We start from the raw sequence: 18626 nt of genomic DNA, 5'->3' as shown, positions 1-18626 counted from the left end.
AACGGTTGCCAAGCGCGCGGCGTTTCCCCACCTTTGTCCGACTCCTGGATACTCCGGGCGGAGGATGACGAGATGAGACCGATGCGAAGCTTTGGCGGGGGCAGGTTCGGATTCGCCGGCGTGGAATCCATGGCCGCCAAGCTGGCCATCGGGCTGGTGGTGGGCTCGGTGCTCTCCCTGTTGCTGCGCCCGGCGGGAGACCTGTTGCTGCTGTCGCCCGAGGGCGTGCTGTCCCACCTGTGGCTGTGGCAGCCCTTCACCTACGGCTTCGTCGAGCGAAGCTCGCTGGGCATCATCTTCGGGGCGATGATTCTCTACTCCGTCGGCGGTGGCCTGGAGATGAGCTGGGGCTCGCGCCGGCTGCTGGCGGTGGCATGGGGCGGCTCGGTGCTCGCGGGCCTGCTCACCATCGCGGTGAGTCTCTTCTCGCGCCTGCCCATGGTCTACACCGGCGGCGGGGTGATGACGACCCTGGTCTGGGTAACCTACGGCCTGTCGCTCGGGCGCGCCCAGTCCAACTTCTGGGGCATTCCCGTCACCGGCAACGTCCTGGCTGGCATTGGCGCGGGCTTCGTCCTGCTCAATGGGCTCATTTACGGATGGGTGACCCAGATTCCCGAACTGTTCGCGCTCGTCATCGCCTTCGTGGCCACGCGCGGCTTCAATCCCCGGCACCTGTGGCTGCGCGTGCAGCACTGGCGGCTGCAGCGGCAATTGCGCGGGCGCTCGCGCCACCTGCGCGTCATCTCCGAGGAGCGGCCGAACGACCGCTACCTGAACTGAGTCCCCCGGCGCCCGGAGGCGGCGGCTCGGGGGGCTCTCCGTACTGCTTGAGCTTGCGGTAGAGCGTGGCGATGCCGATGTCGAGCTGCTCGGCGGTGCGCGCCCGGTTGCCGCCGTTGCGCGCCAGCACCGCGAGCACGTACTCGCGCTCCATGGCCTCCAGGGTGCGCGGTTGCTCTCCGGGCAGGAGGCTCGGAGGCGCCGCGCGCACCTCTTCCGGCAGATCGTCCTTCTCCACCCGCGAGCCCTCGCACAGCGCCACGGCGCGCTCGATGGCGTTGCCCAGCTCGCGCACGTTGCCGGGCCACTCGTAGCGCAGCAGTTGTTCGGCCGCCTCCGGCGACAGCCCCATCACCCGTCGCCCGAGCCGCTCCGTCGCCTCCGCCAGCAACAGCCGCGCGAGCGGCAGCACATCGTCCCGGCGCTCGCGCAGGGGCGGCACCTTGAGCTCGATGACACGCAGCCGGTAGTACAGGTCCTGCCGGAAGCGGCCGGCGGCCACCTCGGCGGGGAGCTGGCGGTTGGTGGCCGCCACCAGGCGCACGTCCACCTTGCGGCTCACGTTCTCTCCCACGCGCCGCACCTCGCGCTCCTGGAGCACGCGCAGCAGCCGGGCCTGCATCGCCGGGGGCACCTCGCCCACCTCGTCGAGCAAGAGCGTGCCGCCGTGCGCCGCCTCGAAGAGCCCCGGCCGATCATGGGTGGCACCGGTGAAGGCGCCGCGCACGTGGCCGAACAGCTCGCTCTCCAGCAGGCTCTCCGTCACCGCCGCGCAGTTGACCGCGATGAAGGCCTTGTGCGCCCGGCCCGACTCCTCGTGGATGAGCCGCGCGATGCGCTCCTTGCCCACGCCACTCTCGCCGGTGATGAGCACCGTGGAGTCCACCCGGGCCGCGCGACGCGACAGATCCAGCACCCGCTTCATGGCCTCGGTGCGCGCCACCATCCCCGCGGGGTCCTCCTTCACGCCTGACACCCGCGCGAGCGTCTGGCGCCGGGCGCGCAGCTCGCGCTCGGCCTCCTTGAGCGCATGGGTCACCTGCGCGAGCGCTCCTTCCATGCACTGCGTCTCGTAGAAGCGCAGCGCCTCGCGGCACTCCGGGCGCCACGCCTCCTCGGGCTTGCCCATGATCTGGCAGACAGGGTCCCCCTTGCCCACGCAGCGCGTCTCGATGCAGTAGATGGGCTTGCCGTTGCAGTAGCTCAGGTAGCCGCTGGCGAAGCCCGTGAGCGACCAGCACACCGGCTCCTCCGCCGTGCCCAGGTGCAACAGGTGCTGCTCGGCCTCGTACGAGTCGCGCCACAGCGCCTCGGCGAAGGGGGCGGGGCCGTCCTCCTCGCGGCGCTCCACCGGCTCGAGCACCACCTGGCCCTGCAGGGTGTGCAGCCGTCCTCCCGAGCGGCGCCAGTGCGCCTCGTCCGTCCAGGGGATGGCGTTCTTCATCGTCTCCGCCGTACGCCAGCCGTGCGCGAAGCCCAGCCGCGTGAGCAGTCCCCGCGCCGCCGTCACCCCCAGCGTCTCGATGAGCTCCTTGCGCAGCAGCCCCATGGCCACCGGATCCCACAGCAACACCCGCTGGCCCGCGAAGTGGATGAGCCCTCCGTGGGGGTCGAACGTCAGCAACTCGCGCAGGTCCAACGGGGGCAGGGGCTCCATGACATCCTCTCGAAATGAGTGTCCACACTATCATTTTGAGAGGTTGTCCGCGAATCCAGGAGGCCGTGTCCGAGTTGTTTCAAGGGGTTGGAGGGGTGGACTCCATGGCTCGGGGCTTGCTGTAGAGTCCGGGCATGCATTCGGACGTCCAGGGAGGCGAGGTGGCGGGAGGGGCAGTGGCCCCAGCGCTCTTCGTGTCCACGGGCGCGCGGTGCTGGAACGATGCACCGGATCGCCGGCTCGCGCATCTGAGTGCCGAACACGTGTCGTCCCTGTTCTTCGTCCTCGGTGCCACCCTCCCCGAGGACCGGGTCATCCCCCGTATTCGAGGGTTTTCATCAGGCGGGCTCGTCCATGCGCAGCCTCGAGCTGCGCGGCTGAGCCGCTTTTCGTCCGTGCCCCCAGTTGGAGATACACCATGAAGATGTTCATGAAGTCCGCCGTCGCCGCCCTCGTGCTCGCCGCCCCCTCGCTCGCCTCCGCCACCGAGTACGTCATCGACTCGGGCCACTCGAGCGCGGCCTTCTCCGTGAAGCACATGATGGTGTCGAACGTGCGCGGCGCCTTCTCGAAGGTGACCGGCAGCGCCAACATCGATGAGAAGGACCTGACCAAGTCCACCATCGAGGCGACCATCGACGCCACCACCGTCAACACCAACGAGCCCAAGCGCGACGAGCACCTGCGCAGCCCGGAGTTCTTCGACACCGCGAAGTACCCGACCATCACCTTCAAGTCGACGAAGATCGCCAAGGCCGGCAAGAACCTCAAGGTGACGGGCGACCTCACCCTGCACGGCGTGACCAAGCCGGTGGTGCTGGACGTGGAGGGCTTCACCACCGAGTCGAAGGATCCCTGGGGCAACCTCAAGCGCGGTGGCTCGGCCACCACGAAGATCAACCGCAAGGACTTCGGCCTGACCTGGAACTCGGCCATCGAGACGGGCGGCGTGGCCGTGGGTGAGGAGGTCTCCATCACCATCGACCTGGAGATCAACAAGAAGCAGGAGGCCGCTGCCGCTCCGGCCGCTGCCCCCGCCGCCCCCGCCGCCAAGACCACGAAGTAGTTCCCGGCGAAGTCCGGCGCAGCACCCGGCGGGGCCCTGGTAACGGGGCCCCGTCGTCGTTGGGGCTCCTTGGCTCATGCCCCGGGATGAGGCATCGTGGTGTTTCATGATGAACACGAGATGTTCGCGAGCGTCGCGCTGGCGCGCGTTCGCTGGTGCCTTGATCGCCACCTGTGCCCTGTGGGGCGGAGGCGAGCGCATCGCCGAGGCCCGTGAGGCCCCAACGCAGGGCACGCCGGAGAAGAAGGCGCCGGAGAAGAAGGCATCCGAGAAGAAGGCGCCGGAGAAGAAGGCACCCGAGAAGAAGGCGCCCGAGAAGAAGACTCCCGGCAAGAAGGCTCCTGGCAAGACCCCGCCCGCCAAGGCGGCCAAGCCCCCGGTGGACCCCGCGGCGCTCTTCACGAAGCTCGGCTGCCCGGTGTGTCACGCGCCCGGTGCCCGCTACCACGGGAAGATCCTCACGGCTCCCCACAAGTCCCCCGAGATGTTGGCGAAGTGGATCCGCACCCCCGAGAAGTTTCTCCCCAACACGGCGATGCCCTCCTACGAGACGCTGCTCGACGAGCCGAGCGCGCTCGCCCTGGCTCGCTGGCTCAATGAGGCCGGTCCCGGCTCTCCGACGCACGGCTATTAGTGGCCCCGCGCGGTCGCGCGCTCACGGCTCGATGACCTGGTGGAGCATCCACTCGAAGACGGGCGGCACGCGAGCGAGCTGGCGGATGATCCGGGCGCGCAACCCGGGACGCCGCGCCAGGGTGAGCAGCAGCCGGGTGAAGAACACGTAGCGGAGATAGGGCGCGCGCACCGCCCGCTCATAGCCGGCGAGCGACGTGCGCGACGCCCCATTCGCGAGCACCTCGGGCAGCCGCCGTCCCAGCTCGGCCGCGGAGCGGAAGGCGAGCGTCAGCCCCTCGCCGGTGATGGCATCCACGTACCCCGCCGCGTCTCCCACCAGCACGAAGCGGTCCAGACTCCGGGCGCGCACGCCGCGCTCCAGGGGCCCCGCGCCTCGTGGCGAGGAGTCCGGGGGCGCGCCCTCGAGCCGGGCCCGCAACGCGGGGAAGTGGCGCACGAGCTCGGCGAAGCCGATGTGCCCCTGTATTCCTCCGTCCTGCCAGAGGAAGGCCACGCCCACGCGCTCGCCACCCGCGGGCGTGACATAGGCCTCCACGCCCTGGGCGAAGTGGACCTCCACGAAGGGCGTCCAGGGCTTCATCCGGAAGTGCTGGCGCAGGCCATAGCGCTTGGGCGCCGAGGCGCTCGACTCCATGTCCAGGCCCTGGTCCCTCCGCAGTGGCGAGGCCAGTCCATCCGCGGCCACCAGCAGGCGTGCCTCCACCTGCTCTCCGGTGGCGGTCGTCAGCCGTACGCGCTCGGACGTGCGATCCACCGTGGTGACCTGGGCGTGTTCGCGGATCTCCACGCCCACGTTCCGGGCCACGCGCTCCAGCGCCATCTCCAGGGCGAGCCGGCGGATGCCGAGCCCACCGGGCGAGGGCAGGCGGCCCTCGACCGAGGTGCCATCCTCCTGGAGGTAGCGGATGCCCACGATGGGGGCACAGTCGGCCGGGGTGAGGTGCGCGCGCGCCCCGAGCGCCTCGAGCTCGCGCAGGCCCGCGGGCATCAACCCCTCCCCACAGGCCTTGTCGCGGGGCAGTCCCTGCCGCTCGAAGAGGAGCGTGGAGATTCCCCGACGCGCGGCGTGGATGGCCACCGCGAGCCCCGAGGGTCCTCCGCCCACGATCGCCACGTCCGTCTTCGTCATGGCGCGGCGGCCTCAGCGCGGCTCATGGGCGCTTCCGGGAATGAAGCGGGGACGTGCCTGGAAGGCCCGTTGGTACTCGGCGCCGAGCGCCGCCTCCTCCGCGCGGATGCGTACGGAGAGCAGCACCGCGTTGGCCACCGAGAACAGGAGGGCCGTCAGGTAGCCTCCGTGGATGAGGGGGATGCACGCCATCTCCAGGATGACCGCGACGTAGTTGGGATGGCGCACGAAGCGGTAGGGGCCGGAGGTCACCGGCCGCGCCCCGGGAATGAAGATGATGCGCGTGTTCCAGCGCTCGCCGAGCGTGGAGATCGCCCAGTAGCGCAGCGCCTGTGCCGCCACGGCTCCCACGAGCGCGGCCCACCCCAGCACCCCTGGGAAGGTCCGCTGGAAGACGAGCACCTCGCCCGCGCAGGCCAGCAGGAACGCCGTGTGGAGCACCGTCATCACCCGGTAGTGCTCCTGCCCGACCTCCCGGCCTCCCTGGGCCAGTGCCCGGCGCGCGTTGCGCGCGGAGAGGACGAGCTCGAAGAGGCGCTCGACCAGGATGAACCCCAGGAAGAGCAGCCAGGCCCGTGCGGAATCGGACATCACCATCGCAGTCACACCCGTTCCAAGAGGAAACGGCCTCCCTGGAACCCGGAGGTTCCAGGGGGCCGTTGGTTCAAGGGCGTCCTGGATGTCGAGCGCCCGCGGGGAAGATAGGTCCGCGGGTCCTCTCACGCACCCACTCGGGGTGGACTCCGAGTGGAACTCAACCTTCGGCGACGGTCTGCACGCTGGAGCGGTAGATGAAGATGCGCGAGGTGTTGGTACGGGTGTCCGCAGGGATGACGAAGAAGCCCTGGCCCGTGCCCTGGTAGTCGTTGGAGAAGCCCGCGACCTGGCGGCCGTCGTTGAAGGTGACGCGGATCTTCTGTCCCTCGGGTTGAGGGGGACGGCTGCCCGTGGCGAGCATGAAGAAGATGGCCTTCACGCGCTGGATGGCGATGGACTCGGGGGCGAAGCCGGCCTGCTGCTCCAGGGGGATGGCCGCGTCGAGCAGGTCCACGTCGCGGATGGCGCCTCGCTTCACCTGTCCCTCCACCGTGTGGATGATGACGCGGTGCTCGCCCGCGATGAAGGCATTGAGGGGAGCCACGGCGGCCTGGGCCGCTGGCGGGGTCGTCACGGTCGCCATGGCCTGTCGCGAGGCTCGCGGCGGCGGAGAGCCGGGCACGAGGGCGGCTGGAGCGGCGGGCGCGGTCGGAATGGCGAAGACCGGTGGAGTGGTCTGGGCCCTCGGGAGCGGCGCGGGCGCGGGCGGAGGCGTCACGGGCGCGGGCGGAGGCGTCACGGGCGCGGGCGGAGGCGCCTTGGGGAGCGCCACGCTTCGCGGTGCCGGAGCAGCGGGAGCCGGAGCCCTGGGCACGGGCGCGGGGGCGGGCGGAGGCGCGACGGGAGTCGGCGCCACCGCCGGAGCCTCCTCGACCTCATCCGAGAGATCGATCTCCTGGAAGTCCATCGTGGCCAGACGCACTGGCTCGGGCTCGGCTTCCATGACGGGGAGGTCGGGCTCGGCGGGCGGCGGTGGCTCGGCGGGCGCGGCGCTCTCCTGGGCTTGTTCCCACGACTCGGAGGCGGCGGGAGCGCTCCATTCGCTCTGCATGGGGCTGGCCCAGGTGGAGTCCTGCTCCGCGGCGGGAGCGCTCCATTCAGGCGTGGCCGTCCCCGAGGCGGGCTCCGACGCCGCCCACTCGGAGGGAGCCGGAGCCTGCTCGCCCGGCGCACCCCACTGCGAGGCGGTGCCATCCGTCGACCACTCGGGCTGCGCGGGCTCCGTCCAGTGGGCGGAGTCCTGGCCCGGGAGTGGCTCGGGCGCGGGCGTGGCCCACTCGGGCTGAGCCTCGGCGGCGGGCTGGGCCTCCGCTGACGCGCTCCAGTCGGAATGCGTGCCAGTGGGCGCGTAGGGGTCGGCGGGTGCCGACCAATCCGTCTGAGCCCCGATGCCGGGTTGGGCCTCGGCGCTCGCCCACTCGCCCTGGGCACTCCACTCGGGCTGGGCCTCCATCACCGGCTGGGCGCCCCATTCGGCCTGGGCCTCCGGCTGAGCGCCCCATTCGGGCTGCGCCTCCGGCTGAGCGCCCCATTCGGGCTGCGCCTCCATCACCGGCTGGGCGCCCCATTCGGGCTGGGCTTCCGGCTGGGCGCCCCACTCGGACTGGGCCTCCATCACCGGCTGGGCCTCCGGCTGCGCGGCCCACGGCTGGGCTTCCTCGGGCTGAGCCTCCATGACGGGCTGGGCTTCCCCGGGTTGGGTGCCCCACTCGGACTGGGCCTCCGGTTGCGCGGCCCACTCGGGCTGGGCTTCCTCGGGCTGAGCCTCCATGACGGGCTGGGCTTCCTCGGGCTGGGCGCCCCACTCGGACTGGACCTCAGGCTGGGCGCCCCACTCGGACTGGGCCTCCATCACCGGCTGGGCCTCCGCTTGAGCGGCCCACTCGGACTGGGCCTCAGGCTGGGCGTCCCACTCGGACTGGGCCTCCAGCACCGGCTGGGCCTCTTCGGGCTGAGCGGCCCACTCGGGCTGAGCCTCCATGACGGGCTGGGCTTCCTCGGGCTGGGCCTCCAGCACCGGCTGGGCCTCTTCGGGCTGAGCGGCCCATTCGGGCTGAGCCTCCATGACGGGCTGGGCCTCTTCGGGCTGGGCCTCCAGCACCGGCTGGGCCTCTTCGGGCTGAGCGGCCCATTGGGGCTGAGCCTCCATGACGGGCTGGGCCTCTTCGGGCTGAGCCTCCATGACGGGCTGGGCCTCTTCGGGCTGAGTGGCCCACTCGGGCTGAGCCTCCATGACGGGCTGGGCCTCTTCGGGCTGAGCCTCCAGCACCGGCTGGGCCTCTTCGGGCTGAGCGGCCCACTCGGGCTGAGCCTCCATGACGGGCTGGGCTTCCTCGGGCTGGGCCTCCAGCACCGGCTGGGCCTCCTCGGGCTGAGCGGCCCATTCCGGCTGGGCCTCGATGGGGGCCGACTCGCTGGCGGGAGTGGACCACTCGGGCTGGGCCTCGGTGGCCGGGGCCACGTCGCTCGGAGTGCCCCAGCCCGCGGCGTCGCTCGACCCGTTGCCGTCGTACGCCGTGCCGTAGCCATACGGCTCCTCGGCGGCGTGGGTCTCCTGGACGGGCTGCTCGCTCTCCGGCCGATGACCCCAGGTGGCGCTCGCCGAGATGAACTCCGGCGTGTTCATGAAGTCCGCGGCGCTCTGCAACTGGAGCGGCTCCGCGGTGCCGTGGTCCAGGTCGTTGCTCATCCAGCTCGAGCGGATGTCCGCCTCGAGCGGCACCGGCTCGTCGGACACCGTGCCGTCGGCGTGCCGCGTGTTGTGTCCCAGGTAGTCGGAGGCGCTGGTGAGCGGGACGGGGTCTCCCGGATGGCCCGTGTCGAACGTCTGCTCACTCGTGCCCCAGTCCGACGGCTGGGTGGCCTCGGGGTTGAACGAGTCGGCGACCTGGACGGTGTCCGCCACCAGATCGGGTCCCACCTGCACTGGATTGAGCTCCAGCGTGGTCGGGCGGTAATCGGCCGGGTCTTCCATGGCGGCCGGAGCGGGTTCCATCTCGGCGCCAAGGTCGGCCACGTCGAAGGTGGGCTGCTCCGTGGACTCGGGCTCCGCCGAGAGCTGCGCGGAGGGCGGTTGCTCGACGGGCGCGCTGCTCGGTGCCACCTCCGGCGCGGTCTCCCACGGGGTCTCCAGCGAGGCGTCCGTGGGGGCCGGCTCGGGAGCGGCTTCGAGCTCGGAGACATCGAACGTGGGCGCTTCGTCGGCCGCGGGGGTCTCCGCGGGGTAGGGTTGCGGTTCCTGATAGGCGGGCAGCGCGTACGACGCGGTGACCTCCATCCGGTCCGCGTCCCTCAGGGCCTCCTCGGTGGAGGTGGCATCGAAGGAGCGGTGCGCGCTGGCATCCCATGCGTCCTCGGTGGGCGGAGGGGCCGTGGCGGCGCCATCCACCGCGAGCGGCGCGGAGGCCCACTCCTCGGAGACGGGGGCCATGGGCTCCTCGGCGAACATCGGCTCGGCTTGGAGCGGACCGTCCGCGGTGTCGAGCACCGAGACGTCCGTGGCCGGGATGTCGAGGGTCTGGGGCTGAGCCAGCAGCTCCTCGTGCACGGGCGGCGGGGAGGAGACGGGGATGGGGTCCGTGTCGGTGTTGAGCGAGGAGAAGTCGTCCTCACCCAGTTCCTGGATGGGCTCCGAGGCGCCCCTCACGGGAGCGGGAGTCGGAGGCGGGGAGGCGAGCGCGGTCGCCGAGGGCGTGGTGGTGTCCTCCCAGTCGCTCATGTCGACCGTCTCGACAGGCTCGGGAATGCTGATGGCCTCGCTGACGGGCGTCAGGTCGGTGTCGGCCACCTCGAAGACATCGTCGGCGGGCTGGGCCCCATCCAGGGACTGGGGCTCGGACTCGAGCGGAAGCGCGGTCAGCTCGTCGGTGGGCGGGGCCTCGAGGACGGCATCGTTCCCGGCCTGGGCGTCCTGGGCCGAGAGGGGTTGGGCGAAAGGCGTCGTGTGGTCCGAGTCCTGCTGCGCGTAGGCCTGGGGATCATAGGCCTGGGGCTGCTGGGGATCGTAGCCAGCGGGGTAGGCGTACCACTGGCCATCATCGCCGTAGTAGCCCTGGGGCTGCTGCTGCGCGTAGGCCTGGGGATCATAGGCCTGGGGCTGCTGGGGATCGTAGCCAGCGGGGTAGGCGTACCACTGGCCATCATCGCCGTAGTAGCCCTGGGGCTGCTGGGGATCGTAGCCAGCGGGGTAGGCGTACCACTGGCCATCGGCGCCGTAGTAGCCCTGGGGCTGCTGGGGATCGTAGCCAGCGGGGTAGGCGTACCACTGGCCATCATCGCCGTAGTAGCCCTGGGGCTGTTGCGCGTAGTCCACGGCCTCCGCGGGCTGCGTGGACGCACCCTGGCCGCCCAGGAATCCCTGGAGCTCGGTCCATCGAGCTTGTTCCGCGGGGGAAAGACTCCCCTGCGTCCGCTTCTCGTCCAGGAAGCGAAACTCCCTCATCGCCACGCTCGTGTCGGACATCCGTCACCTCGCTGCGAACCGGAGAGCCGGCTCTCCCGTCACAGCGCCAAGCAAGAAATTTCCGCGCGCGAGTCTAGGAGAGTCGGCAAGGGGGGTAAACTTCACGAACGCGGATTCCGCCTGCCTGTTACCTCCGCGAGAGAGCCGCCTTCACCGCTTCGTCCAACTGCGTCACGCTCCGGCCGTATTGGTGCTGGAGGGCCTCTTCGAAGGTGTCGCCCTGGCCGACCTGACGGATGAGGCCGAGGAGCCGGCCGGGCCCTCCCTGACTCAACAGTTCGCGCACCGCCATGCCCGAGGTGCCATAGGCCAGGGCCGGATCACCCTGCTGGATGAGGGCCTGCCCCGCCATCCGCGACAGCGAGGGAAGCTGACCGGCCTGGGCCGCGCCCCGCAGGCGGTTGGTGAGCGAGTAGGGCGGCTTGTCGCTGCCCAGGTAGCGCCACTCCACGTACTCCGCGAGCCCCTCGTTGAGCCAGACGGGGATGGGCTGGCCGCCCGCGTCGGCGCCCACGAGGTCATCCACCACGGCGTGCACGTACTCGTGCACGAGGGTGGCCTTGGTTTGGGGGGTGAGCTCGGCGGCGTCGTTGATGCGGATGGCGCCCGCGGAGTACAGGCCGGCCACGGCGCGCGCGAGGGCGGCGCCCTGGTGGGTGCGGAACTCCTCGCGGGTGTAGAGGACGACGTCGACGGGCGTCTCGCGCGCCTCGCCGAGCACCTGGCGGGTGTGGTGGCGCGCCTCGTCGAGCGCGGCGACGATGCGGCCCTCGTAGTCGGCGCGCTGGCCGAAGTCGCGCGCGTTGTTGAAGTACTTCACGATGAAGCGGCTGTTGGCGCGCGTGCGCATGCCGTCCTCGCCCACGCTGGAGGCGAAGGCGAGCCCCGAGGTGGACGCCGGGCGCGAGGGTGGGGTCTCCTCCTCGCCCGAGAAGCGCCGCTCGATGGCGCGCAACTGGGCTCGCGCCTCGTTCTCCTCGTTCGCCGAGGCGAGGGCCTTCTGCAGCAGGGCCCGGGCCTGGGGCGCCTCGGGGGCGCGCGAGGGAACGCGCCGCAGCGCCGCGAGCGCACCCTCCGGGTCCTTGTCCTCGAGCAGCAGCCGGCCCAGCTCCAGCCCGAAGTAGCCCTGCTTGGGGAAGTGCTCCAGTCCCTGGCGCAGGGCCTCCTCGGCGGCGCCGCGCTGGTCGGTGACGAGCGCCGTGCGGACCAGGCAGCGCAGGCCCGGCACCGTCTCCATGAAGTTCACGGCACGCTCGGCGAGCGAGTACGCCATGACGGCGTCCGAGCCGGCGAGGGTCTCGCATCCCTGGAGCAGGGCGGTGGCGATGGTGCGGCGCTCGGCGGGGGAGTGGGTCTTGGGTTTCACCGCGGCCCAGGCCAGGTACAGCTCATCCCAGTTGCCCTGGGCGGCGAGCTTCTGGGCCTGCGCCGGCGTGGGGGGAGCGGCCGAGAGCAGGGCGGAGAGGAACAGGGCACGCATTCACGGCGCAGTATGGCCGAGCCCGCTCTCCCGGGCGAGCCGGAAGTCCTCCCAGGTGGGTCATCCGGCAGGCTCTCGCAGGTAGTCCCTCGAGGACCCGGGGACATGTCTTCCCTTCATCGGGTTTTGGGCTTAAGTCGGCTTAAACTGCTTTTGCTCGAACCGAAGGAAGGGAGCCTCATGAACAGGGACCAGCATGGGAAGACGCGAGGGCGTGGCGGGCGGTGGCTGTTGTTCGCGGGACTGGCCACGGCGCTCGCGGGCTGCGGCGGGGAGCCCGGGGAGCAGGCCGAGCCCCTGGACACGGCGCGGCGGGCGCTCACGACCCTGACGCCGTCGGAGGACGCCCATGTCCATGAATCCAACGCCGCCTCCAACTATGGCGCGAGCACCTCGCTGGCCATCAAGAACGATCCGGGCGCGAGCCGGTATGCCTATGTGAAGTTCAAGCTGACGGGAATCACCGGGGTCTCGAGTGCCCGGCTGAGAGTCCATGGCAGCGCGTCCTCGAACACGACGCTCCAGGCCTTCCAGACAACGGATGGTTGGTCGGAGTCCTCCCTCACCTGGAGCAACAAGCCGGCCGTGGGCGCGCTGGTGGCAGACGTGGCGATCAACACGACCGCGAAGTATTACGAACTCGACGTCACGTCCTACGTGAACGCGCAGGCGGGTGGGGACGGCACGGTGTCCTTCGTGTTGCAGGAGACCGTGGGCAAGTACACGACGCTGGTGAGCAGTGAAGGCAGCGCGAACGTGCCGCAGCTGGAGCTCACCCCGAGCGGTGGTGGTACGGTGGACACCCAGGCGCCCTCGGTGCCCGCGAACCTGACGGCCACCGGGGTCTCCAGCGGTCAGATCGATCTGCGCTGGAGCGCCTCCTCGGACAACGTGGGGGTCACCGGCTACGCCCTCTACCGGAACAACGCGTTCCTGAAGAACGTCACGGGCACCTCGACGAGTGACACGGGCCTCGCCGCCTCGACCTCCTACACCTATTTCCTCCAGGCCCAGGACGCGGCGGGCAATACCTCGGCCAGCAGCGCACCCGTCACCGTGACGACCTCGAGCGGCGGCACGTCCTCGTGCGCGAACGCCCTGGACTCGACGGCCCGGATTCAAGCGGCCCTGAAGACCGCGGCTCCGGGGTCCGTCCTGCTGCTCGCTCCGGGAACCTATACGGGCGATCGGAAGAACAGCGGAGATCCGGGGGGACAGGGCCTGTTCTACTCGGGCCAGAGCGGGACGTCCGCCCAGCCCATCGTCCTGCGCAGCTGTGATCCCAGCCAGCCGGCCACCCTCCAGGGCACCGCGGTCAACGATGGCTCCTACGGCCTGCACCTGACGGGGGACTACTGGCAGATCCGCGACCTGCGCGTCACCACCGCGCAGAAGGGCATCATCATCGACAACGGCAACCGCAACCTGCTCCACGGGCTCGAGGTGCACACGATCGGGGACGAAGGCGTCCACTTCCGGGATGGCAGCTCCTACAACACGCTCGAGTCCTCGCGAATCCACGACACGGGCAAGTACCAGCCCGGATATGGCGAAGGCGCCTATGTCGGCTCCGACGCCAGCTCCTCGTACGAGCATGTCGTCATCGGCAATGTCATCCGCTCCGTGGAGTTCGCCGGAGGCATCACCGCGGAGCACATCGACATCAAGGAAGGCGCCGATGGCACGCTCGTGGAGGGCTGCACCTTCCAGGGCGCGGGCATCTCCGGCGACAACAGCGCGGACAGCTTCGTGGACGTCAAGGGCGTCAACACCGTCGTGCGCGACAACCGGGGCTTCCGTCAGGGCAATGCCAAGGTCCTGGATGCCTTCCAGGTGCGCACGCATGGCACCGGGTACGCGACGGGCGAGAACAACGCCTTCTCCGGCAACGTCGTCGATCTGGACGACTCGCCGGGCTACGTCGTGTACGCCACGAGCGCGGCGGTGGGGACGACAGCGCACGACGATGTCCGCACGGGGGGCGGCAATCTGTACAACGCCAACGTGAACCGTTGACGCCCCCCGGGGCTCAGGGACATTCGTAGCGGAAGTCGCGGCGCACGGGCCCCGCATCCAGGCCCGGCGTGCCCGAGTACTCCTCGTGCACCAGCCGGCCCGTGGCGTCCCGGACGTGCGTGCGCCGGGCATCCACCGCTCCGTCCTCGTTGCTGTCCCACTCGTCGAGCGCGACGATCGGGGTGCCACAGATGAGGGTGGTGCGGCGGGTGACGCGTTGGTGGGTCCAGTAGTCCTCGCAGGCACCGATCTGGCAGTCACCGCGATGGAAGACATCCTCCGCGAACCGCTCGCGCCAGCCCGCCGGATCGTGGACGGTGGTGGTGAGGGACTCGCTCGAGGTGGTGAACGTGCTGGAGACCTTCCTCACGCGGATGAGGCGGCCTGACGAGTCGTAGGCCAGCGTGGAGTCGCTCCCGCCAGCGCTCAACTCCGAGACGGAGTGGATGAGCCGGCCGGCCTCGTCGTACTCATCGAAGTAGGTGGCGTATCCCGCCGTCGACCAGTCATGGCGTTTGAGCTGGCCATTGGGCCAGTAGGAGAAGGTCGCGCATCGGGTTTCATCCCCGCCGCAGCGCTCGTCGCTGTCGATGGAGATCAGCCGGCCCGCCGCGTCGTACGTGTAGTGGCTCGTGATGACCAGGGTGTTGTAGTGGCCGACCACCTGGGAGATGCGGCCCTGGGTGTCATAGGTGATGTCGACCGAGTTCGTGCCGTACCAGTTCCATCCCGTCATGACCCGCCGCAGGAGCCGGCGCTGCGTGTCGTAGGTCCACTCCGTCTGCTCGAACCGCCCATCCGGGTAGTCCACCCGGCGGAGCAGCTCGAGCCCGTTCCGCCAGGTGTGGGTCTCCACCGAGGCGAGCGCTCCCGTGGCGGTAGAGGTGCGCAGCTCCAGCGGACGGCTGTCGGCGTCATACCGGGCGCGTTGGGTGGTGCCATCCGCGAACTCGGAGGACACCTCGCAGGCCGTCGCCCGCACCGGAGGCGTGGTGTACGTCCACGGGATGCAGGCCCGCGGCGGCAGTGAAGGCTCGGCCTCCAGGGGTGACGGCGTGCCGCCGTCTCCAGGAGGCGTGCCTCCATCTGGAGCGGGAGTGCCGCCATCCGTCGGGGCAGGGCTTCCCGCATCCGGCGGGGCGCCGCCTCCGTCGGGGGGCGTGGAGCCATCGGGCGTGGGAGACGGTGTGCCCGGGCCCGTGCCAGGCGGGGGGCCTGTCCGCTCGCCATTTCCTGGCGTCTCCGGGGACGGAGGTGGAGTGGAGGAACCACACCCGATCAACGCCAGACAGATGCCCAGCGCCCATGCCCCGTGCCATCGCCCCATGATGCCTTCCCCTCCGTGGGCGCAAGCTGCTCATGGAGCATCCAATCGCCAAGTCTGGGGTTGGCCGCGCTCGCTGGCTTGCCTACCGTTTCGCTCAGGCGATGCGCAGCTCCTGGGTCTCGCAGGACTGGAGCCGCAGACACTCGCCCCGCACACAGACCTCCAGCGGCTGCTCCAGGGGGCTCCACAGGCCGGTGAGCCGCAGCACGGTCGGAGTGAGCTCCACCTCCACCCAATGCTTGTGATAGCGCAGCGAGAACTTCAGCCGCTTCAACTCCTGGGGCAGGTGGGGATTGAAGTGCAACACACCCGCCCGGACCTCGAGGCCCGTGTACGCGCGCTGTAGCAGGTCCACCGTGCCCGCCATGGCGCCCAGGTGGATGCCCTCGGGCGTCGTCCCGCCCTGCACGTCCGAGATGTCGCTGCGCAGGGCCTCGTTGAAGAGCCTCCACGAGGCCTCCCGGTCACTGCGCGCCAGCACCCACGAGTGCACCACCCCGCTGAGCGTCGAGCCGTGGGAGGTGCGTTGCAGGTAATAATCCACGGTGCGCGGGATCATCTCCGGCTCGAACGGGTAGCCGAGCCGCTCGAAGAGCTCGCGCAGCTCGTCGGCCGAGAAGAGATAGAAGAGCATCAGCACGTCCGCCTGCTTCGACAGCTTGTAGCGGTTGGGCGAGTCCCCCTCGGCCTCCAGGATGCGATCCAACCGATGGATGTCCGGGTAGCGCGCGCGGTACGTCTTCCAGTCGAACTCCTGGAGGCGCTCGTAGCCCTCGAACTGGCTGAGCACCCCGTCCTGGTGGAACACCAGCCGCATCTTCCGGCTCACGTCGTCCCAGCGCTTGAGCTCCGAGTGCTCCAGCCGCAAGAACTCGAGGAGCTCCGCGCGGCGCTCGCGCGGCAGCAGGTGGAGGGTCTCCAACGCCTTGCTCAACACCCACACCGCCATGAGGTTGGTATAGGCGTTGTTGTCCAGCCCGGGCGCGGGCCGGTCCGGGTAGCCCGTGTGGTATTCGTCCGGCCCCATCACGTCCTTGATTTCGTAGCGCCCGAGCACGGGATTCCACTGGGCCAGGCTCGCCCAGAAGCGCGCCAGCTCCAGCATCATCTCGGCCCCGTAGTAGTAGAGGAACTCCGAGTCGGCCGTGGCCCGATGGTATTGCCAGACATTGTAGGCGACGGCCGCGTTGATGTGCCGTTGCAGCCACGTCACGTCCTCCACCCACCGCCCCGAGCGGGGATTGAGGTGCAGCCGCTGGCTCTCCTCGCGGCCGTTGCTGCCGCTCTGCCAGGGGAACATCGCGCCCTGGAAGCCCGCCTCGCGTGCCGCCTGGCGCGCCCGCCCCAGCCGCCGGTAGCGGTAGCGCAGGATGGCGCGGGTGAGGAAGGGCAGCCGCAGGTTGAGGAAGGGGAAGATGAACAGCTCGTCCCAGAAGATGTGCCCCCGGTAGGCCTCGCCGTGCCAGCCGCGCGCGGGCACGCCCACGTCCTGGTCGATGCTGTGTGGGGACACCGTCTGCAACAGGTGGAAGATGTGCAGGCGCAGCACGCGCTGGGGCTCGTCCTCCCCGTCCAGCTCCAGCTCGATGTCCACCCGGCGCCACAGGTGCGACCATGCCTGGACGTGTGTGGCCACCAGCTCCTCGAAGCGCCCGGGTGCCGTCTTCAGCGCGTCCCGCGCCTCCATCGCCGCCTCGGACACGGCGGGATCCTTGGACGAGTACAGCGCCACCACCTTCTCCACCGTGAGGCGCTGACCCTCGGCCAGCGTCAGGGTGAACTCGTGCGCGAGGAATCCCTCCTCCTGGAGGAGCGTCTTCAGGAGCGCCGCCGGGTGATCCTCCACGAACAGCCGGGTGCGCGCCGCCTCCGCCACCTCCAGGCGTGACTGCACCGTCTCGACCTCCAGCAGCAGCGTCTCCGGATCCACCTCCTCGGCCACGAGCAGTCGCAGGTGCTGGCCATTGAGCTGCCGGTAGCGGGCCACGCCCGCGTTCACCACCCGCCCATCCAGCGCCGAGCGCACCTGGACGCGCCCGCTCCAGTTCTCCGGCACGAGCACCAGCTCCTGTCCCGCCAGGTGCTTGTCGCCCATGTGCACGAACCGGCGTTGCTCCAGGCGCGTCCTGCGGCCCGCCGCGTCCTCGAAGCGCACCGTGCGCAGCAGCAGCCCCCGCTCCAGGTCCAGCACCTGCCGGTATTCCAGCGGGGTGACGGCACGCACGTCGAACCAGTCGCCGCCCTCGAGCCGGAAGGTCAGGGGCAGCCAGTTGGGCATGTTGACGAGGTCCTCGTTCTCCACTACCCGCCCGGCCAGGTCCGTCTTCAACCGGTTGTAGCCGCCCGCGAGGTACGTCCCCGGGTAGTGCGTCTCATCCGCGTGGGCCTCGGGCGCGGCCCCGCGCGTGGCGAAGTAGCCATTGCCCAGCGAGCAGAGCGCCTCGCGCAGTCCTTCCCTCGCGGGCTCGAAGCCGTCATAGGTGAACAGCCATTGTTCCCGACTCATGGCATCGCTCCCTCGGCGTGGAACTCCGGACGCGGAGGTGCTGCCCCCTCCACGCGCACGGCGGACAGCTCCTCCACCTCCACGTCCGCGCCAGCCCGCAGCAGGGCGCCCGTCTCTCCCGAGCGGCGGACCCCGATGACGAGCGCGAAGCCTCCGAGGTGCCCCGCCCGCACTCCCGCCTGGGCGTCCTCGAACACCGCGGTGCGAGCAGGCTCCGACCCCAGACGCCGTGCGCCCTCGAGGAACGTGTCGGGGGCGGGCTTGCCCGCGAGGCCCAGCTTCCCAGCCTCCACTCCATCCACGCGGGCGTCGAACAGGTGCTCCAAGCCTCCCAGCCGCAGCACCGCCGCGCCGTTGCGGCTGGAGGTCACCACCGCTGTGCGCAGGCCCGCCGCTCGCACCTGCTCCAGCAGCGCCACCGCCGCCGGATCCACTTCCACGCCTCGCTGCTCCAGCTCCTCGAGGAACCAGGCGTTCTTGCGCGCTCCCAGCCCGTGGACTGTTTCCGCGTCCGGACCATCGTCGGGGGCGCCCTCGGGGAGGGACAGGCCCCGGCTCGCCAGGAAGCAGCGGATGCCTTCCAGCCGGGGACGGCCATCCACGTACCGCCGATAGTCCTCCTGCGTGAAGGGCTGGAAGTCCCGGTCCGGGTCCGTTGAATGCTCGCGGAGGTACGCGTCGAACAGCCGCTTCCACGCGGCGGCATGCACCCGGGCGGTCCGGGTCACCACTCCATCCAAGTCGAACAGGACCGCATCGAGTTCCCCACGCGACAGGATGACGGCCACGGGTTCGGGCGAGGACATGGCGGGGCACTCCTGGAGGGCACGGTGCCTCTCCGCCTTCACGCTATGCACGCGCCTCGTTCGCCGGTCAGTGCCTTGGGAAGGCCAGATCTTGGTGCCAGGCGATGGCTCCCCGGGTTGGGCGAACACCTGCCCGGCTTGCTTCCGCTCGAAGAAGAAGG

The 18626-nt window shown here is 70.3% G+C and carries 11 protein-coding genes and 1 pseudogene; 3 read left to right on the top strand and 9 right to left on the bottom strand.

Annotated elements, in window-relative coordinates; translation table 11 throughout:
* Positions 1 to 129 precede the first annotated feature (129 nt).
* Positions 130 to 783 carry a rhomboid family intramembrane serine protease gene (locus tag CYFUS_RS41490; protein ID WP_332468321.1) on the top strand — a complete coding sequence of 218 codons (654 nt, stop codon included), beginning with the start codon at positions 130 to 132 and terminating at the stop codon, positions 781 to 783.
* Here CYFUS_RS41490 and CYFUS_RS41485 read toward each other — a convergent pair.
* Positions 743 to 2440: a sigma-54-dependent Fis family transcriptional regulator gene (locus CYFUS_RS41485; RefSeq protein ID WP_095990233.1), complete on the bottom strand. Its 1698-nt coding sequence runs from the start codon at positions 2438 to 2440 to the stop codon at positions 743 to 745. The two genes, CYFUS_RS41490 and CYFUS_RS41485, sit on opposite strands and share 41 nt — an antisense overlap.
* Positions 2441 to 2858: 418 nt before the next feature.
* Here CYFUS_RS41485 and CYFUS_RS41480 point away from each other — a divergent pair, with 418 nt between their 5' ends.
* On the top strand, positions 2859 to 3506 hold the full coding sequence (locus CYFUS_RS41480; protein WP_095990232.1) for a YceI family protein: 648 nt from the start codon (positions 2859 to 2861) through the stop codon (positions 3504 to 3506).
* Between the two features lie 273 nt (positions 3507 to 3779).
* Here the strand turns inward: CYFUS_RS41480 and CYFUS_RS54725 are convergent.
* From CYFUS_RS54725 to CYFUS_RS41455, 5 genes and pseudogenes are all read right to left on the bottom strand, one after another.
* Positions 3780 to 3908 (bottom strand): annotated as a pseudogene (locus CYFUS_RS54725) (hypothetical protein); the annotation flags it as partial.
* Positions 3909 to 4161: 253 nt separating this feature from the next.
* Positions 4162 to 5271 (bottom strand): NAD(P)/FAD-dependent oxidoreductase, encoded by a 1110-nt coding sequence (locus CYFUS_RS41470; protein WP_095990231.1) that lies wholly within the window; start codon positions 5269 to 5271, stop codon positions 4162 to 4164.
* Between the two features lie 12 nt (positions 5272 to 5283).
* A complete protein-coding gene (locus CYFUS_RS41465) occupies positions 5284 to 5862 on the bottom strand; it encodes an isoprenylcysteine carboxyl methyltransferase family protein (RefSeq protein ID WP_332468320.1) in 579 nt (192 codons plus the stop codon).
* 163 nt (positions 5863 to 6025) lie between these two features.
* Positions 6026 to 10330 (bottom strand): DUF6982 domain-containing protein, encoded by a 4305-nt coding sequence (locus CYFUS_RS54165; protein ID WP_157758959.1) that lies wholly within the window; start codon positions 10328 to 10330, stop codon positions 6026 to 6028.
* Positions 10331 to 10457: 127 nt separating this feature from the next.
* The gene (locus tag CYFUS_RS41455; protein WP_095990229.1) at positions 10458 to 11810 is read right to left on the bottom strand and encodes a peptidase MA family metallohydrolase; all 1353 of its coding nucleotides are present in this window, start codon (positions 11808 to 11810) and stop codon (positions 10458 to 10460) included.
* 180 nt (positions 11811 to 11990) lie between these two features.
* Here CYFUS_RS41455 and CYFUS_RS41450 point away from each other — a divergent pair, with 180 nt between their 5' ends.
* Positions 11991 to 13826, top strand: a complete 1836-nt coding sequence (locus CYFUS_RS41450; RefSeq protein ID WP_095990228.1) for a DUF7594 domain-containing protein — start codon at positions 11991 to 11993, stop codon at positions 13824 to 13826.
* 13 nt (positions 13827 to 13839) lie between these two features.
* Here the strand turns inward: CYFUS_RS41450 and CYFUS_RS54160 are convergent, their stop codons facing one another.
* The 3 genes from CYFUS_RS54160 to CYFUS_RS41435 form a co-directional block, all read right to left on the bottom strand.
* Positions 13840 to 15153, bottom strand: coding sequence for a hypothetical protein (locus CYFUS_RS54160; protein ID WP_157758958.1), 1314 nt, complete (start codon positions 15151 to 15153; stop codon positions 13840 to 13842).
* A 94-nt stretch (positions 15154 to 15247) separates the two neighbouring features.
* Complete coding sequence (locus CYFUS_RS41440) at positions 15248 to 17659, bottom strand: glycoside hydrolase family 65 protein (protein ID WP_095990226.1); 2412 nt, start codon at positions 17657 to 17659, stop codon at positions 15248 to 15250.
* Positions 17656 to 18465, bottom strand: a complete 810-nt coding sequence (locus CYFUS_RS41435) for an HAD family hydrolase (RefSeq protein ID WP_095990225.1) — start codon at positions 18463 to 18465, stop codon at positions 17656 to 17658. Before CYFUS_RS41435 ends, CYFUS_RS41440 begins: the two co-directional genes overlap by 4 nt.
* Between the last annotated feature and the right edge of the window lie 161 nt (positions 18466 to 18626).

This window comes from Cystobacter fuscus, assembly GCF_002305875.1.
Lineage (GTDB): Bacteria > Myxococcota > Myxococcia > Myxococcales > Myxococcaceae > Cystobacter > Cystobacter fuscus_A.
The sequence above is the reverse complement of the archived record's forward strand: the minus strand, read 5'-3'. Positions and strand labels throughout refer to the sequence as shown.

Bases quoted from the DNA above. Each gene is read 5' to 3' on its own strand.
- CYFUS_RS41490 (WP_332468321.1), top strand. From the start codon at position 130: ATGGCCGCCAAGCTGGCCATCGGGCTGGTGGTGGGCTCGGTGCTCTCC.
- CYFUS_RS41485 (WP_095990233.1), bottom strand. From the start codon at position 2,440: ATGGAGCCCCTGCCCCCGTTGGACCTGCGCGAGTTGCTGACGTTCGAC.
- CYFUS_RS41480 (WP_095990232.1), top strand. From the start codon at position 2,859: ATGAAGATGTTCATGAAGTCCGCCGTCGCCGCCCTCGTGCTCGCCGCC.
- CYFUS_RS41470 (WP_095990231.1), bottom strand. From the start codon at position 5,271: ATGACGAAGACGGACGTGGCGATCGTGGGCGGAGGACCCTCGGGGCTC.
- CYFUS_RS41465 (WP_332468320.1), bottom strand. From the start codon at position 5,862: ATGTCCGATTCCGCACGGGCCTGGCTGCTCTTCCTGGGGTTCATCCTG.
- CYFUS_RS54165 (WP_157758959.1), bottom strand. From the start codon at position 10,330: ATGTCCGACACGAGCGTGGCGATGAGGGAGTTTCGCTTCCTGGACGAG.
- CYFUS_RS41455 (WP_095990229.1), bottom strand. From the start codon at position 11,810: ATGCGTGCCCTGTTCCTCTCCGCCCTGCTCTCGGCCGCTCCCCCCACG.
- CYFUS_RS41450 (WP_095990228.1), top strand. From the start codon at position 11,991: ATGAACAGGGACCAGCATGGGAAGACGCGAGGGCGTGGCGGGCGGTGG.
- CYFUS_RS54160 (WP_157758958.1), bottom strand. From the start codon at position 15,153: ATGGGGCGATGGCACGGGGCATGGGCGCTGGGCATCTGTCTGGCGTTG.
- CYFUS_RS41440 (WP_095990226.1), bottom strand. From the start codon at position 17,659: ATGAGTCGGGAACAATGGCTGTTCACCTATGACGGCTTCGAGCCCGCG.
- CYFUS_RS41435 (WP_095990225.1), bottom strand. From the start codon at position 18,465: ATGTCCTCGCCCGAACCCGTGGCCGTCATCCTGTCGCGTGGGGAACTC.